The sequence below is a fragment of the Butyrivibrio proteoclasticus P6B7 genome (assembly GCF_000622085.1).
GTDB lineage: Bacteria > Bacillota > Clostridia > Lachnospirales > Lachnospiraceae > Butyrivibrio > Butyrivibrio proteoclasticus_A.
In genome coordinates, this window is sequence record NZ_JHWL01000005.1 from 100,135 (window position 1) to 118,514 (window position 18,380).

Annotated in this window: 13 protein-coding genes; all 13 read right to left on the reverse strand. The window is 42.7% G+C overall.

Annotated features, from left to right (window positions below):
• Positions 1-16 precede the first annotated feature (16 nt).
• Positions 17-2,167 (reverse strand): DNA topoisomerase, encoded by a 2,151-nt coding sequence (locus T541_RS0106365; protein WP_026651907.1) that lies wholly within the window; start codon positions 2,165-2,167, stop codon positions 17-19.
• Positions 2,160-3,536, reverse strand: a complete 1,377-nt coding sequence (locus T541_RS0106370; protein ID WP_026651908.1) for an ATP-binding protein — start codon at positions 3,534-3,536, stop codon at positions 2,160-2,162. Before T541_RS0106370 ends, T541_RS0106365 begins: the two co-directional genes overlap by 8 nt.
• Before the next feature lie 27 nt (positions 3,537-3,563).
• Positions 3,564-4,649 (reverse strand): aspartate-semialdehyde dehydrogenase, encoded by a 1,086-nt coding sequence (asd, locus tag T541_RS0106375; protein ID WP_026651909.1) that lies wholly within the window; start codon positions 4,647-4,649, stop codon positions 3,564-3,566.
• A 20-nt stretch (positions 4,650-4,669) separates the two neighbouring features.
• Positions 4,670-6,052, reverse strand: a complete 1,383-nt coding sequence (gene argH / locus T541_RS0106380; RefSeq protein ID WP_026651911.1) for an argininosuccinate lyase — start codon at positions 6,050-6,052, stop codon at positions 4,670-4,672.
• 285 nt (positions 6,053-6,337) lie between these two features.
• On the reverse strand, positions 6,338-7,705 hold the full coding sequence (locus tag T541_RS0106385) for an MATE family efflux transporter (protein ID WP_026651912.1): 1,368 nt from the start codon (positions 7,703-7,705) through the stop codon (positions 6,338-6,340).
• Between the two features lie 33 nt (positions 7,706-7,738).
• Positions 7,739-8,770 carry an acyltransferase family protein gene (locus T541_RS0106390; RefSeq protein ID WP_026651913.1) on the reverse strand — a complete coding sequence of 344 codons (1,032 nt, stop codon included), beginning with the start codon at positions 8,768-8,770 and terminating at the stop codon, positions 7,739-7,741.
• Between the two features lie 161 nt (positions 8,771-8,931).
• Entirely contained in the window at positions 8,932-10,602 is a 1,671-nt protein-coding gene (locus tag T541_RS0106400) for a zinc ribbon domain-containing protein (RefSeq protein WP_026651914.1), read from the reverse strand.
• 94 nt (positions 10,603-10,696) lie between these two features.
• The gene (locus T541_RS0106405; RefSeq protein WP_026651915.1) at positions 10,697-11,449 is read right to left on the reverse strand and encodes a putative ABC transporter permease; all 753 of its coding nucleotides are present in this window, start codon (positions 11,447-11,449) and stop codon (positions 10,697-10,699) included.
• Between the two features lie 27 nt (positions 11,450-11,476).
• A complete protein-coding gene (locus tag T541_RS20605; protein ID WP_026651916.1) occupies positions 11,477-13,015 on the reverse strand; it encodes a GGDEF domain-containing protein in 1,539 nt (512 codons plus the stop codon).
• A gap of 607 nt (positions 13,016-13,622) precedes the next feature.
• Positions 13,623-13,988 (reverse strand): DUF1667 domain-containing protein, encoded by a 366-nt coding sequence (locus tag T541_RS0106415; protein WP_026651917.1) that lies wholly within the window; start codon positions 13,986-13,988, stop codon positions 13,623-13,625.
• Positions 13,989-14,039: 51 nt separating this feature from the next.
• A complete protein-coding gene (locus T541_RS0106420; RefSeq protein ID WP_026651918.1) occupies positions 14,040-15,308 on the reverse strand; it encodes an NAD(P)/FAD-dependent oxidoreductase in 1,269 nt (422 codons plus the stop codon).
• A complete protein-coding gene (locus tag T541_RS0106425; protein ID WP_026651920.1) occupies positions 15,305-16,753 on the reverse strand; it encodes an NAD(P)/FAD-dependent oxidoreductase in 1,449 nt (482 codons plus the stop codon). The genes T541_RS0106420 and T541_RS0106425 overlap by 4 nt, the downstream gene beginning before the upstream one ends.
• Positions 16,754-16,813: 60 nt before the next feature.
• Positions 16,814-18,313, reverse strand: coding sequence for a glycerol kinase GlpK (glpK, locus tag T541_RS0106430; protein ID WP_026651921.1), 1,500 nt, complete (start codon positions 18,311-18,313; stop codon positions 16,814-16,816).
• Positions 18,314-18,380: the final 67 nt, after the last annotated feature.

Here is an 18,380-nt window from a genome sequence, read left to right on the forward strand (position 1 = left end):
ATCTCCTTTTCTTTATTTATTCTGCTTTTGTTTTAGTTCTTTTACCCTTTGAAGAAGCCTTCTTAGGGGCTTCCTTGTAATTAGAAGCTACATAGTCAAATCTGGACCGCAGCAGCCCTCTGTAGTCGTTTTGCTTAACCAGGTTAGTTCTTTTGCTGACAAAGTCATCAAGCTTACCCATGTACTCTTCCTCTGTGATCTGGCCTTCAGCTACGCCTGTAAGGCCCTTCTCCCAGCTGGCTGTAAGGGCTGGATTAAGCATAGGCTTCATGGAACAGGACACTGTCTCGTAGACCATTTCTCCCATCTGAGTTGGAGTAATTATCTGGGTCTTCTTATTAAGATTAAGATACCCTATATTAACAAGCTTAGTAAGGATACCGGCTCTTGTGGCACTGGTGCCGATTCCGGAACCCTTGATCTGAGCTCTTAGTTCTTCGTCTTCAATGAACTGACCAGCATTTTCCATGGTAAGGATGATGGTACCTGAATTGTATCTCTTTGGAGGTGAAGTCTCGCCCTCCTTTAAGTTAAAACCTGAAACTTCAAGCTCATCGCCCTTCTTAAGGCCCTTTAAGTACTCAAAGAGCTCCTCATCAGTAACTGTCTCCTCTTCCTCAGAAGAATTCTCATCACCCTCTGACTTATCCTTCTTCTTATCCTTAAAGAAAGAGTAGTCCATAACGTGGAGATAGCCCTTGCCTGTAAGGATCTTGAAGTTGGCAAAGAAGTGTTCCTTCTTGGCCTCTGCTTCAAGATTATCAAGAGAAATCTCTAAAGCCACCTTCTGATAGTTGGCAGCTGGGTAGAATACTGCAAGGAATCTTCTTACGATTATCTCATAAACCTTAGCTGATGTGGGGCTAAGGGTTGAAAGAGCAGATAAACCCTGACCTGTTGGAATGATAGCATAGTGGTCAGTGATGGCCTTGTCGTTGACATATCTGGTCTTCTCAATTCCTTTATAAGCCTCATGCTGAAGGATTGACTTGGCATAAACGCTGCAGGGTTCATAGGCTGTAAGGCCCTTGATGTTCTGGCTTATAACCTTGGCTATGGCGCTGGACATTACTCTTGCGTCAGTTCTTGGATAAGTTGTAAGCTTCTTTTCATATAATTCCTGAGCAACTGCAAGAGTCTCATCTGGGTTGATCTTAAAGAATCTGGAGCAGTCGTTCTGAAGCTCTGCCAGGTTGTATAAAAGAGGAGGATTCTTAACTTCCTTTTTCTTCTCGCACTTAATTACCTGACACTTGATGCCCTGATCCAGCTTGTATTCTACAGGATTACCCTCTTCGTTCTTAACTACTTCAGTGGGGCTTCCTCCAACCACCTGAGAGATCAGCTTAATGGCTCCTTCTCTTTCCTTAAAACCCTTCTCGGAATAAAGAAGAGGTGACTGGAAAAAGTTTGACTCTTCCACAACTCTCCACTCTGCGTCACAGGTCTTACCATTTAGGTTAACCCCTGCAAGTATGCGGTAGAAAGGAGTCTTAACGAATTCTCTTATCTCCCTTTCTCTATCCACAACAATTCCCAGAACGCAGGTCATAACTCGTCCCACAGAGATAACGCATTTATCCACATTAAGGAAATTCTTGATGGAGTAAGCATACTTAAGTGTAAGAGCTCTTGAGAAATTAATACCCATAAGGTAATCCTCTTTAGCTCTTAAGAAGGCTGCGGCGCCAAGGTTGTCGTATTCGCTGTCATCCTTGGCTTCTCTGATACCTCTTAGGATCTCATCCTCAGTCTGAGAGTCGATCCAGACACGCTTTCTCTTTTTATCCTTAACACCTGCCTGCATGTCAACAAGACGATATATATATTCACCCTCTCGTCCTGAGTCGGTACATATATATATCGTGTCAACATCGGGCCTGTTCAAAAGCTCTTTTACAATCTTAAACTGTTTGGAAACGCTTGAGATAACCTCATACTTGAAATCAGTAGGAATAAAAGGCAAGGTCTCCAGGGCCCACCTTTTATATTTGTCATCGTAGACTTCAGGATAGCTCATGGTAACCAGATGTCCAACACACCATGTCACGATTGCTGTGTCGGACTCAAGATACCCGTCTCTCCTTGTAAAATTTATTTTGAGAGCAGAGGCAAAAGCCTGCGCAACGCTGGGCTTCTCTGCTATATATACCTGTTTGTTAGCCATTCGTTAATTCATCTATTCCAATCAGCCGCAACTTGCTACCTGGCTTCATAGAAGCATCCACCAGCCATGCGTCGAATCCTGCGGTTGAAAAAAGATAGACCACATCTCCCTCAAGTCTTGCTTTCTTTGCGCAGTCCTCCAAAGCATTTAGATCACTGTGAGCCACCTGTCTGCCCCAGATACACTTGGCAATGGCTGTATCTCCTGTGTCTGACTGAACGATAATATCAATATCTCCATCCTTGCCAAGCCACTCTCCCTCGTCACCTATCTCAAAGGGGAAAGAGCCCTTCATCTCACTTCTAAAGATATATTCACGGCACACGGCCTTAAAATATTCTGAAGTGTAGCTTTGCATTCCTGCAGATATAAATATATCATAAAACTTCTCCACTGACATCTGAGAAAGAGCACTTAGATTTGGATAGATAAATCTGAAGTAGAAATCAAGGAGTGGATCTGCAATCTTGTAGACTCCCTTCACCACATTCTCTCTTCCTGCGTTGCCAAAAGAAAAAGCCTTGTAAGCAAAATCATGATGAATCAGGGTCTTAAGATAAACTGAGATCTTGGCCCTGGAAAACCCTGTGGCGTGATAGAGGTCGTTAAGCTTGTTGATACCTCGTGCCATACAGGAAAGAATTGTGTGATAAACTGCTGTTTCGCGAAGATCCTGAGATGTCAGTCTCATGGCCTCTCCATGAAGGTAAGAACCTGGATCAATAAGGTTCTTACAGATGTTCTCCTTAAAGGAAAGATTACTGTCAAAATATCTCCAAAGGCTGGTCTGACCTCCAAGAACTGAATAGGTCATAACTGCGTCACGATAGGACATATCTGGATAGTAAGCTCTAAGAGCTGTGAAGGATAAGGGCTTAATCTTCTTAAAGCCTGCAATGGAGGCTGCCTTATTTCCAAGGCTTGCGACCATGCTGTTCTCAACCCAGTTGATATCGTCACTTACAAGAAGTACCAGGATCTGTCTGTTCTTGCCGTTCTTATCCATAAGTTCTGTGAGCTGGGTAAAAAAGCTAATGTCGCCCTTTATTATGTGTTCAAAGTTCTTTATCACAAAGATGATTGGGTTACGGCCTGCACTTTTAAGGCATGCCATAAAGAGCTCTTTAAACTCAGGATACTCAGGAAGATCTATTCCTGTCTCCTTAAGCTCTTTTCCCCATAGAAAAAGCTGCTCTCTTGGTGAAACCGATCGAGCAGTATAAAAAACACTTCTTCTATTTTCAATGAATTTCTCAAGCAGCCTATCCTTCTCAATATTCCTGTGGCCATAGACCACAAGAATATTGGAGAGATTGCTGTCATAATACCTGTTTAAAAATCTAAGATCATCTAGTCTTTGTTCGTTCATAGCACCTTAGAATCTATCAAATTTAAATTACTTCTTGTTAATGTATCCTGAAGCCTTAAGAAGCTCTGCACACTCAACAGCGCCGCCTGCAGCACCACGAAGTGTATTGTGAGAAAGACCTACAAACTTCCAGTCATAGATTGTGTCCTCACGAAGTCTTCCAATGCTTACACCCATGCCGTTCTCATAGTTAACATCAAGAGTGATCTGTGGTCTGTTGTCCTCCTGCATGTACTGAATGAACTGCTTAGGAGCTGAAGGAAGGCCAAGTTCCTGTGGAAGTCCCTTAAAGTTTTCAAGCTTCTCAATGAGCTGCTCCTTAGTAGGGTTCTTCTTGAACTTAACGAAAGCAGCTGCTGTATGACCGTAAAGAACTGGGATTCTGATGCACTGGCATGTGATCTTAACGTCGTCTGCTGGAACGATAACGCCGTTCTCAATCTTACCCCAGATTCTAAGTGGCTCTTTTTCTGACTTCTCTTCCTCACCTGAAATGAATGGGATTACGTTGCCCACCATCTCTGGCCACTCTTCAAAGTTCTTACCAGCACCTGAAATAGCCTGGTATGTTGTAGCTACTACTTCGTATGGCTCGAATTCCTTCCATGCTGTAAGAGCTGGTGTGTAGCTCTGGATTGAGCAGTTAGGCTTAACAGCGATAAAGCCGTTTGTTGTGCCAAGTCTCTTCTTCTGGAATTCAATAACATCCATGTGGTCAGGGTTAATCTCAGGAATGATCATAGGAACGTCTGGAGTCCATCTGTGAGCTGAGTTGTTAGAAACAACAGGAGTCTCAGTCTTAGCATACTCTTCCTCGATATGCTTGATCTCATCCTTGGACATGTTAACAGCAGAAAGAACAAAATCAACGTCTGCTGAAACGCCCTTAACATCAGTTACATCCTTAACTACAAGGTTCTTAACAGAAGCTGGGATCTCGCCGTCCATCTTCCATCTTCCACCTACTGCTTCTTCGTAGGTCTGGCCAGCAGAACGTGGGCTTGCTGCAACTGTTGTTACCTCAAACCATGGATGGTTATTGAGAATAGAGATGAATCTCTGTCCAACCATTCCTGTTCCACCAAGTACTGCAACTTTTAACTTGTCACTCATAATATTTTCTCCTCCTGGGGTTATTTATCTTCTTTTAGAAAAGCTTCATTTATCTCTATTACCTTCCTCATCATCTCGGGACTTGGGGCTCCGATGGTGAGGCGCTTGTTGACGCAGGTTTCAAGACTAATTGCGTCGTAAATGTCATTATCGAAAAGCTCTGAAAACTCCTTGAGCTCATCTATTGTAAGGTCATCAATGGCGCAGTTCTTATCGATGCAGCAAAGAACCAGTCTTCCGATAACTGAATGGGCATCTCTAAAGGGCATACCCTTGTTAACAAGATAGTCTGCCGCATCTGTAGCATTGGTAAAGCCCATCATTGCGCTCTTTTCCATGTTGTCCTTATTGAACTTAACTGTTGCCATCATGTCAGTAAACAGAGTCAAACAATTAGCTGTGTTGTCGATGGCATCAAAGAAGGCTTCCTTATCCTCCTGCATGTCCTTGTTGTAGGCAAGAGGAATGCCCTTCATTGTTGTTAGAAGTGACATGAGATCGCCGTATACACGGCCTGTCTTACCTCTTACAAGCTCCGCTATATCAGGGTTCTTCTTCTGAGGCATTATGCTTGAGCCTGTGGAGTAGGCATCATCAATTGTCACAAATCTGTATTCGTTACTATTCCATATAATGATCTCTTCTGAGAATCTGGAAAGGTGCATCATCACTGTAGAAAGAGCTGACATAAACTCGATAAGGTAGTCTCTGTCAGATACTGAATCCATACTGTTAAGAGTTGGTCCGTAAAAATCAAGGAGCTGTGCTGTATACTCTCTGTCTAAAGGATATGTGGTGCCTGCAAGGGCCCCTGCTCCAAGCGGACAGTAGTTCATCCTCTCGTAGATATCTCTCATTCTTAGGAGATCTCTTTTAAACATTTCAAAATAGGCGCCTACGTGATGAGCAAGAGTCACTGGCTGAGCTTTCTGAAGGTGGGTAAAGCCTGGCATGTAGGTGTCCAGATTGTCCTTCATGATCTGGTTAAGCACTGTAAGAGTATTGGTTAAAAGAGCTTCCATATGCTTAACTTCATCCCTTGCATAGAGTCTCATATCAAGGGCAACCTGATCGTTACGGCTTCTACCTGTATGAACCTTCTTACCTGCATCGCCGATCCTGTCGATTAGATTGGCCTCAAGGAAGCTGTGGATATCCTCGTACTTGGAGGTTATCTCTAATTTGCCACTCTTTACATCTTCTAATATTGTATCAAGGCCCTCACAAATTTTGTTGCTTTCTTCTTCTGAAATAATGCCCTGTTTGGAAAGCATCTTAGCGTGAGCCTTACTTCCTCTAACGTCAACTTCAAGGAATCTCTTATCAAAGGTTATTGATGCATTAAAGTTCCAAGCCAGTTCATTGATACTTCCTGTGAAGCGTCCACCCCAAAGTTGTGCCATATTACTCTCCTATCGCTTTATTATAGGTTTTTCTTGTCAAATATTATGCATAAACGCTGTATATTTGCTGCAGAAAGATGAATATCATGAATATATATTCACTTTGTCGGACTAAAGCCATAAAAACTATAAACAAAACTTAACATAACTAAGACCCATAAACAAGCCAAAATTTTGCACAAATCTTTTTATGGATTATATATTTCTTTGTGAATAAAAGACAAATGTCCGCATAGTGCGGACATTTTATGCATTTTAGTATTCATTTGTCTTTTTTACTAAAATCTATTTATCTAAAGATTCCTTGGGGTTGATCTTCTTGATCCACTTTCCACTTCTTAATCTCTGTACACAAAGTATGCACTTAAGGAACTGATCGATCTTAAGGGCAATGTATACCCAGAAGCCTGGCCATTTAAGCAAAAGACCTGTTATTGCTCCAAGAGGAATACTAAACACCCACAAAAAGATAATGTCGGCAACCATAAGAAACTTGGTATCTCCGCCTCCTCGAAGGGTTCCCTTGGTCAAAATGCTGTTGGCTGCCTGGAACCAGATAACAACTGCCACAGCATGCATAAGGTCCTTGGCAAGAACTGCCGTTTCTGGCTCAATCTTATAAACACCAACAATGACATTGGAAAGAGCCAGGATTATAAGACATCCCACACCACCAATAATAAAGCCAAGGGCTGCAAAGGTATTGCCCTGGGCCTTAGCCTTTTCAATATCACCTTCACCCAGGGTGATACCTGTGATTGAACAGCTGGCCTGGCTGATACCCTGGATTACTACGGTGGCAAGCATCATAACCACTGTTGTAATGGAATTGGCCGCCACAAACTGCTCTCCTATGTGCCCCATGACTACAGCAACAGCGCTGTTACCAAGACCAAGAAGTGTGTCAGAAAAAAGAACCGGAATAGATATCTTGATGTATTCAGACACAAGGTCTTTTACCGGAAGGGCGAAGTCCTTAACTCTAAAGCCTATGTTCTTATCTGCAAACAAAAGAAATCCCATGATAACACAGAATTCCACAATTCTGGCAATAAGCGTACCAAGAGCCGCGCCGTTAACTCCCATGGCGGGAGCTCCAAATTTACCAAAGATGAAAACGTAGTTGCAAAAGATATTTATAAAAAACGAACAGATGCTGGAAATCAGCGGAACGTGAGCCTTTCCAACGCACCTAAGCATGATGCTGCTGGTAAGAGAAAAGCCATTTAAGTAATAGCAGGGAATGGAAATCAAAAGGTACCCTACTCCAAAGCCTATTACCTCTGCCTTGGGAGTATACAGGCGCATGATGGAACCCGGAATCAGGGCTGTAGCCACTGCAAAGCAGGTTGCCACAATAAAAAGAAGGCGATACATAATATTCACAGCCTTCTTCATACTGATGTTATCCTTCATGCCGAAGTATCTGCTGACAAGGACGCTGGCTCCCATTCCAAGGCCCATGCACATTATCTGAAATATTGAAATGAAGTTATTGGCAAGAGTTGCGCCGCTCATGGAGGATTCTCCAAGCTGCCCCAGCATTACATTGTCCGCCATGTTAACCCCTACGGTAATGAGCTGCTGAAGCGCAATCGGAAGCGCAAAGGCCACCAGAGTCTGATAGAACTTCTTATCCCTAACGAAAATCATATTATCCCCCAAAACTAGTCAGTCTAAAATGTATTATATCTCATGTGTTGCGGCGCTGCGATAATTATCTAATAATCTTACAGATGCATTGTGAGCAAAAATAATAATCACACATGCCACTATATCCAACAAACATACCACAATCCAGTTATATGGAATAACACTGTACAACTTCACTCTCTTCCATATAACGGCTGAGTAATCGTTGATCGTGTAATTAAAGCCCATGATCACCAGTGTGTTCTGGCCAAGGAAGGTAAGCACCTTGCTGTTAGGAAGGTAATTCTTAAATAATAGGATCAGTGCCATGGACATGGCTGTACTTCCCACGATGAACAAGAATGGGTGAGTTCCATAATTTCTAACGTTAACATCAACTTTGCCCGTAAGTTCTGTACAGAACAGGAATATAATGCTAAGAATCAGGATCATTGCCATATTATTCTCAGTGGCATTTTCATCGATAGCTCTTTTGCCATAATATCCAACGATCATAAAGAAGGCGCCAACAAAGGCTACTCCAAGATGCCATGGAAGGATTGGCGGAGCCTTATATATCTTGAGAGCCACGTTGATCATAAGCCCCATGGCTATTACAGTTCCACGAAGCACTCTGTTCTTCACCTTCAAAAAGAGATATGTAAGGATCGTACTTAGGAAGATGCAGGGAAGGAACCACAGTGGAACGCTGGTGGACATCCTTGCCTTCGTGCTATAGGAGTACAGAACCCAGATGATGCTATCCTTAGCTTTCTTGTAGAGCTGTAGCATCGTAAAGCCATTTAAATAATCGTAGAAAATCTCAATAGCTATGTTGATTCCGCAAAGAATGAAGTACGGAATTATGTAAGCCTTAAACTTATTGATAACCAGTTTCTTTAATCCCTTACTCTCCCACTTTGTTCTGTTGTATAAAAGCCCTGATAATATAAAAAAGAAGGGCATGTGAAAGCCATAAATCAGCGTTGTGACAAGCTTTGGGGCACCGGAGTGTCCCACAAGCATCAGGATAATCACGGCGCCCCTTATGGCGTCTATATATTCATCTCGCTTAGTATTACTCAAATATCTTCTTCCTTTGCAACATAAACTTTCTCGCCGTAAACCCAGGCGTATACATCCCCCTTACTGTCAAAAGAGCTATGACAGCAACCATTGCCACTATAGCGGCAATTATTCATCCAACTTTTCTTTTCATACTTTTCTCCTCAAAACTAGTAATTATATTAGTTTTTCCTAACCTTTAGCATATTTCCAAGAACCCTTACATATTTCTTGCCAGTGTTCCCCTCAAAGGCAATGAAATCACCAAATTCATAGGAAATGTATGTGAATTTAGCACAGTCGTCAAATTCATTGACTATTGTTTCCTCTCCATTTGTGATGGAATAGAGATTACCAGCATTTGCATAAAAGAACTTCTTCTCATATTTGTCATATTCCATGCCGTAGTAGTCACCCACATACTCAGTTATAAATACAGGCTTTCTGTCAACAAGCTGATATAGCTCATCATCAAAGGATCCGATGAATATGGAAGACATATCCTCGTTGCACTCAACCTCTTTAACATTAAAGTCTATGTCAGTAAACTCAGTCTTTTGAAGTTCTCCGCCAATAGCCACAGTTTGATATAGCTTGTAATCCAAAATGTTTAAAGCAATGATCCTGTCCTCGAAAAAAGCATATCTTCTTTCTCTTCGAGGGCTAATATCAAGGTTTACAGGCTTCTTATCACCATCGTAGAAATAGTAGACATTTTCTTCAGTTTCAAAAATGCACTGTTCAAGGGAAGGCTGATCTATAAAATAATGATCGAAGCTACCACGGCCCTTTTCTACAAGCTCTGATGCAAAATAGACATCATCAATATACTCACCAGTGAGTACTATATGAGCTTCCTCATACCCTTCCTTGAAATAATGAACATCCTCATAACCATATGACAGGAATTCTCTGCAATCACTTGAAATAACATAATCCCAGCTTGGATTCTTATCTATAAACTGATATTTTCCATCATGAAGATAAATAATGGTGCAGCTTGGAGCTTCGTACTTTTCAAAGTAGGCTCTGCTTGCATCATCCGAGATTGCTATGCAATAAAGATAATCTGCAACAAAAGCATCGCAATGACCATTCTTTTCATATAGCATCATGACGTCTTTTCTATTATCATAGAAAACCACATACTGCCCATTGTTAGAAATGGCTACATAATCTATTCTTGGACAGTCATCAGAGATATGATAGATCTCTCCTGTGGCTGCATCGTAGTAGTCCAGTGTCTTTTTGTCTGTGTTGGAAAATACAACATCTCCACTGCTCTTGGCGATGATGGCTCCATCAATATTCTTGCCAATCTTATAAGGCTTAAGATTACCATTTACCTGATAGCAGGTCTTACCATCTATGACCAGAGCCTGCTCATGATCGAAGGTTGGGTAAAATCGCAGATCTCCATGGTTCTTAAATTGTTCGTTCTTTTCACCGTTGGAATTAACAATAATTCCGTTGGTATTATAGATAGCAACGCCTTCTAACTTAGTTGTAAACTCTGAACTACCTGCATTCTCCATAAAATATGGAACAACAAGCATCATAAAAAGGCATATTGCCAAGGGAATTACCACAGCTAATACCTTGGGTAAAACTGTTAACTTACGCTGTGATGATTTAGCCACCCCATTCCATGTTTTCTTGTCAAAAAGATCTATTTCTTTTTCCAGATTATCTACATGTTTGCTCTTTGATTCACTCTTTAATTCATTCTTTAATTCTTCAGTAAGCTTCTTCTCAAGCTCCACATCATTTTCAATTGTATTAACAGGAGTTCCGCAAACTTCACAAAAGTCCTGACCTTTTTTAATTTTATTACCACAAACTTCACACTTCATGTGTCACCTCACCCCCCAAAAAGGGTTTTCTCCATCCAATAAAAAAAAAGAATCACTCATATAACAATGAGTGATTCAAGTAATAACCATACCATTATAAGCGATTTTTGATTCGTTTCAATAGCTTCTCTCCGCTTTCTGCTATCTCCTTGGTAAAGCGCTTATTATCCGGAACGAATTTTTCAAGACTCTTAAGAATTCTCTTTTGGTTCCTGCCAAGGTCTTCAAAGGCATCCTTTATAGCCTCAGAAGTTGAAGCTATCTTCTCGTAGTTGCCCTGGGCCCTTTCATTAAACTGCTGATGCATGTCCTTAACATCCTTTAAAAGAGCTGACAAGCTGGCCTCAGTAAGTGCAAAGTCCGCACCAAGGATCATTGCCATCACTATGGAAGCAAAGATAACAACGTAAGGATTAAACATGGTTCTCACATTTTCCACGAATGGAATCAGGTACTTTACGACTAGAACGCCTGCCACACCAAAGGCAATACTTACAGGCACGCAGATTCTTCCCTGAATATTAAGGGGAAGGTTACTATAATCCCACCATCTGGCATGGAATCTCTTTTCCAAAACCCAGGAGGTGCCAAACTCAGCCACAGCACTACCAAGATAGCAGATAATAAATGTTCCCCAGATTGGGAATGTAGGGTCAGAGAGCTGCGGAATAAGGCTAAAGATAATAGACGTAGCCACAACGCAGGATCCATATATAGGACAGATGGGGCCAAAAAGAAATCCTCTATCAGCCCATTTCTTCTCATTGGCTGTACAATAAATGGATTCCCAGACCCAGCCTAGAAAGCTGTAAAAAAGAAATTCCAAAAAATACTGAGCAATAATCATAGTGTTACAAAACCCTCCAACAACAATCTATTTTCTGGCAGCCTTCATCGCAAGCTTATTCTCATACATGCGGGCATCAGCGCGCTTAAATACTGTTTCAACGCTATCATCAATCCGCATATCATACTTGTCCCATCCGATGGCTGCAGATACCTTCTCCCATGGAGACAGGGTGTCATCCTCTGCAAGGTCAGCCAGGATCTTCTTAAAGGCTGCTATTCTTTCTTCTGCATTATCATAGTCTTCATTTTCAAGAAATACAACAAACTCATCTCCTCCAACTCTAAATACAGGAGAATGTGAGAAGGTGTTACATACGATGTTGCAGATCTTAATAATGGCATGGTTACCCTTTTCGTGTCCATAGGTGTCATTTATAAACTTAAGGTAGTTAAGGTCCACCATGGCAATTCCAAACTTATAGAACCCCTCATCCTTCATGCGCTTCTCAGTCTTGATAACTTCGTTATCATAACCTGTCTTATTGCGGATTCCTGTAAGGGCATCCTTAACAGCAAGCTCATTAGCTGCCTTAATCTTTTGCTGGGCCTCAGTAAGGGCCTTATTCTTGGCAAGAAGATCCTCCATATAGGCGCCAAGCTCACTGATCATGTCAGCCGTCTGATGGGCAAGCTCAGCTATTTCATCAGTGCCCTTTATATTTTTGCGAATGCTGTTAGCTATCTCCGGATCTCTGGTCTCAGAAAAGGTAGCCATCCTGGATTTAAGCTTGATAAGCCTTCGAACATACTTAGATCCAATTATCCAGGTAAATAATCCGCATACGATAGTGATAAATATACCCATGGAGATCATCTGCTTAACGGTATTCTGCAGAATCTTTCCGTTGAATTTCTCGATGGAAATATCAGAGCCTATAACTCCCATTTTGCGCCCATTTATGATAAGGGGATAGAAATAGGCATAGTTAATACCATACTCATTGTCGGTAATATCATAACCAGGAGTGTATTCGCCAGTCTCCCAGGCCTTCCACATATGGGCGTGGCTCTCCATATCCTGCTCCACATCAATCATAAGATCAATGTATTTATCACCATCAGAAGCTCTTGGTTCTCTGACTGCATCGATCATGTAGTACATGTGAAGATGCTCTCCTGTAGGAACCACGTAGTAGGTGTAGGAAACATCAAAGCAATCCTGGGCCTCCTCAAAGATATGAAGCCAGTATTCATGCTTATAGGTAACATAGAGAATCTTAAGAGCTCTGGACATTTGCATGTAATCAACTTCTGTCACAAGAGTTTTATTAGGATATTGAGAATGGAAGGCATCATAAAAGGCCACCTTGGCAGGATGATAATCTCCATCAAAATCCACAGGGATATTTATCTCACCACCCAGCTCAATCATCAGATCCTGATAAGCAATAAACTCCTTTCCATCAGCCTGCATAAGCACAGAGAAATAATCAACGATATGCTGAAGATTCTGCTCGCACTCGCCCCTGTAAATCTTGTTCTGATTGGCATAGGTACTAAGCCCTGCCAGCAACAGAACCGACACGACCATGATTATGAAAAAGATCATTAACTTATAGATCAAAGTTCGCCTTTTACCCATAATACAATAATATCGTATTTTTCCAGCATTTTTGCGTTTTTTACCGTTATTTTAGCAACTTTTTATCTTTTATTCGTTATTGAAAACTAGGTCTTCAGCGCTTCATTCACAGTTCACAGGACATTCTCTGGCCCTGCCCCCGCAGGCTTTCTTTCAATGCGCATGCTGCACGATAATTACTTGCAGGGCAGATTATAGTGCATGGCAATTGGAGCTTTGCTCCATAGGCAAAATAAAAAACGAGAATTTCCAAACTCCATGAGCTTGGAAATCTCGTTTCTTTTTTGCCGTAACGAGCGCTTTGCGCTCTTGCCATGTAATATAATCTTTTCGCCCTGCTTCAGACAATCGTTCGCATGCGCGTGAAAGCCTGCCCTGGGAGCATTAGAAAATGGCACTTTTGTTGCCTATACTCGCCAGTATCAAAACACCCTGCCCTTAAAAAATCTTAGAGCCTGGCCGAGTTTTAATTCGCAGGATTTAGAAACACCTTTTGGAAAGCCTTAAATTGCGGCGAGCGAACCAACACAAAATGGAGTCTGCGGGGGCCGGGCCAAATATTAGGCCTACCAAAACTGTGAATGCTCGCTTACACCTTCTCTACGTTTCTGGTGGCGATGACGTCAACGCCTGTTCCTGCAACGTCTTTGACGAGGACATCGCCGATATGGGCTGGTGCTGCAACTACTGCTGCGTCAATGTCCTTCATTACTTCGAAGATCTTGTCCTTTGGAATGTCGCTGGCAGTCTTAACGCAGACTCTTTCCTTGTCGCCGCCTGTGATCCTGACTGTGCTTGTGACAATTCTTGTTGGATTAGTTACTTCTTTTCTTGCGTAAATATCGCCCTTCTGACAGGTATTGCCCTTAACCTCAGTAACTTCGCCATTTTCAAGAGTTACTGTAAGCTGGCATCCCATTGGGCATCCTATACAGGTTAGTTCTTTTATCTCCATATGAATCTCCTTAATCTATCAGACCTAATCTCATTATCATGGTAAAAGATATTACTCTGCCTCAATCTTAACTGTGATCTTCTTAAGACCCTTGTGCTCCTGTAGCTGGCTCTTACGAAGAATTACCTGCTCCATTTCACCTGGAGCCATGATTCTCTTCTGATTGTGCATAATGCGCTCATCATCAAAGTAAACGCTGACAAAAGAGTTCTTGTAAACATCGCCAACTCTGAATCTCACAGTAAGAAGGTCATCCATACGGTCAACATTTATTGTAGTTGGAACAGTATATCTTGCACCCTCTGTAGCCACGATATCGATCACATCGCTTGTATCGGCGTCCTTGCAGCCGTCATTTATGTACTTAACTGCGTTCTGGCCGGCTCTCTTAGCCTCTTCAGAAACGTAGTCAACCAGATCATGAACGTGAAGAACGTTACCACAGGCAAATACGCCAGGGATGTTGGTCTCTAAGGATTCATTAACTATAGGGCCTGATGTTACAGGGCTCATCTTAACACCTGCTGATCTTGACAGCTCATTTTCTGGGATAAGTCCACAGGATAAAAGAAGTGTATCGCAGGTATATCTTTCCTCTGTGCCTGGGATAGGCTTTCTGTCTGGTCCCACCTCAGCGATGGTAACAGCAGTCACATGCTCTTTACCCTCAATGTCTACAACAGTGTGTGAAAGCTTAAGTGGAATGCCATAGTCATCAAGACACTGAACGATATTTCTCTTAAGTCCGCCAGAATAAGGTAAAAGCTCTGCCACTACCTTTACCTTGGCGCCTTCCAAAGTCATACGACGGGCCATGATAAGTCCGATATCACCGGAACCAAGGATAACAACTTCTCTACCTGGCATGTAGCCCTCGATGTTAACAAGGCGCTGTGCTGTACCAGCTGAGAAAATGCCGGCTGGACGATATCCAGGAATGTTAAGAGCTCCTCTTGGACGCTCTCTGCAACCCATAGCAAGGATAACAGCCTTAGCCTTAATCTGGAACATGCCATCCTCTCTGTTCATGGCTGTTACTGTCTTATCAGGAGCTATGTCCATAACCATTGTATGGAGCTTGTACTCTATGCCAAGATCAAGAACCTGCTTGATAAATCTATATGCATACTCAGGACCTGTAAGCTCCTCTTTAAAGGTGTGAAGACCAAAACCGTTGTGAATGCACTGATTAAGGATTCCACCAAGTTCATTATCTCTTTCAAGGATAAGTATGCTGTCATTGCCAGCTTCCTTGGCAGCTACTGCAGCAGCAAGACCTGCTGGGCCACCACCTACAATTACTATATCTACACTCTTCATGACATGCTTACCTCCCCTTTAGTTCTCTCAAGTACGATGGCTGAATTACCGCCACTCTTGGTTATCTTCTCATATGGAATTCCAAGCTCTCTGTGAAGGATTTCCATAGTTCTTGGGGAACAGAAGCCTGCCTGACATCTTCCCATTCCAGCTCTTGTCCTTCTCTTAACGCCGTCAAGACTTCTTGCGCCAAGTGGACGATGGATAGCATCAAGGATCTCACCCTCTGTTACAGACTCGCATCTGCAGACGATGGTTCCATAGGCTGGATTCTTCTTTATAAGTTCATTTCTCTCTTCGATAGAAAGACCTTCTGTCTTGATTACACCCTTTCTTGTTCCGATCCAGTCAGCCTTTTCCTTAAGTCCCATTTTCTCTTTTAACATGTTGCCAACCATCTCGCCGATAGCTGGAGATGCTGAAAGACCTGGAGACTCAATTCCAGCAACATCGATAAAGCAAGGTGCATCCTTAACTTCCTCAATTACAAACTCATGTCTTTCAAGGTGAGCACGAAGTCCTGCAAAGGAAGTAATAACGTTCCTCATAGGAAGGTTCTTAACATTCTCTGAAGCCTTGGCTGTAACCTCGTTAAGTCCCATAGCTGTTGTGGCTGTTCCCTCTTTGTTCTCGATGTCGATGGCTGTTGGGCCCACAAGAAGGTTGCCGTGAACAGTAGGTGTTACTAAAACGCCCTTACCGTACTTAGTTGGCTGTGGGAAAATTGTATGTGATACATATCCGCCAACCTCTTTATCAAGAAGGCAGTAGTCACCGCGTCTTTCAATGATGTGCATCTTGTCAGCGCTGACCATGTTGTGGATCTTATCAGCATATACACCAGCTGCGTTAACAACATAGCGTGATACGTATTCGCCGTTATTGGTCCTGATATGCCAGAAGCCGTCGTCGCCCTTTTTGATATCTTCAACCTCTGTGTTGAAGCGGAATTCTACACCGTTCATGTTGGCATTTTCTGCCATGGCAATGGTAAGCTCGAATGGACAGATGATTCCGCCAGTTGGAGCATATAAAGCACCCTCTACGTTATCTGAAAGATTAGGCTCCATCTCAAGAGCTTCCTCTCTTGAAAGGATCTTAAGTCCCTTAACGCCGTTAGCAACGCCTCTGTCATAGAGCTCCTTAAGACCATCCAGGGCATCCTTGTGGACACATACGACCATGGATCCGTTTCTCTTAAATGGAATGTCCAGATCCTTGGAAAGCTGATCCATCATCTCATTGCCGCGAACATTGAGCTTGGCCATAAGAGAGCCTTCCTCAGCATCAAACCCCGCATGAACGATGGCTGAGTTGGCCTTTGATGTGCCTTCACATACATCCTCGCACTTTTCAAGTACGCAGGTGCTAATGTCATATTTGGACAGCTCTCTGGCAACTGCAGAGCCTGATACACCAGCACCGATAATAATTACATCTGTCATTGCAATCTCCTCTTTCCCGTTATATCTAGTTACTATCTATACCCAATTCTCTAAAAAAGATTAATCCTTAGCCCATCCTAAGGTTGAATTAACGGCTTTCTTCCAGCCCTTAAGTTCTTTTTCCCTCTGAATACCTGACATTTCTGAAGTAAATGCCTTATCTACTGACCAGTTGTTAATAACGTCATCTTTACTCTTCCAGTAGCCAACAGCAAGACCTGCAAGGTAAGCAGCTCCCATGGCTGTAGTCTCTACGCAGCTAGGTCTAAGTACCTTTGTATCCAGAATATCTGACTGGAACTGCATAAGGAAGTTGTTCTTGGAAGCGCCACCGTCAACCTTAAGAGTAGTTATCTTCTTGCCTGTATCAAGCTCCATGGCGTGAAGTACGTCATAGGTCTGGAATGCCAGGGACTCTAATGTTGCACGGATAATGTGATACTTGTTAACGCCTCGTGTAAGTCCGATGATGGCTCCTCTTGCGTATGGATCCCAGTATGGAGCTCCAAGACCTGTAAAGGCAGGCACTACATAGCATCCGTTTGTATCCTTAACCTGAGTTGCGAAATACTCTGAATCTGGAGATGAATCGATGACCTTAAGCTCATCTCTAAGCCACTGAATCGCTGCACCTGCAACGAATACAGAACCCTCAAGCGCATACTCAACCTTGCCATCAAGACCCCAGGCAATGGTTGTCAGAAGGTCATTCTGTGAAAAGATAGGCTTATCACCAGTATTCATCAGCATAAAGCAGCCAGTTCCATAGGTGTTCTTAGCTTCCCCTTCAGTAAAGCAGGTCTGTCCAAACAAAGCTGCCTGCTGATCACCTGCTGCTCCGGCGATCTTGATAGGACCACCAAAGAACTCGGAATCTGTCTCGCCATAAACACAGCTGCTTGGCTTAACCTCTGGAAGCATAGACATAGGAACCTCTAAGATCTTGCATAGCTCCTCATCCCACTCCAAAGTGTTGATGTTAAAAAGAAGTGTTCTTGATGCGTTGGAATAATCTGTTACATGGACAGCTCCCTTAGTGAGCTTATAGATAAGCCATGAATCTACTGTACCAAAGCAAAGTTCCCCATTCTCTGCTCTTTCTCTAACCCCTTCAACATTTTCAAGAATCCAGCGGATCTTAGTTCCTGAGAAATAAGGATCAAATTTAAGTCCTGTCTTCTTCTGGAATTTCTCAATAATTCCTGGTTCCTCTTCCATTTTCTTAGCAGCATAATCTGCTGTTCTACGACACTGCCATACAATAGCGTGGCTGACAGGCTGCCCCGTTTTCCTGTCCCATACGATTACTGTCTCTCGCTGATTGGTAATACCAATAGCAGCGATGTCACTGTAACTTGCCTCCACCTTCTTCATGGCTTCTCTAGCAACAGAAAGCTGAGTCTGCCAGATCTCATTGGCGTCGTGCTCTACCCAGCCTGGCTGTGGAAAGAACTGAGTAAATTCCTTCTGTGCACAGGAAACCACCTCGCCCTTCTCGTTAAACAGGATACATCTGTTGCTGGTTGTTCCTGCATCTAAAGCCATTACATACTTTGCCATACCTAGTTCCACCTTCCCTAAAAATAATCCCAAAACAAAAAAGAGCATATAACTAAGCTCCATTCAG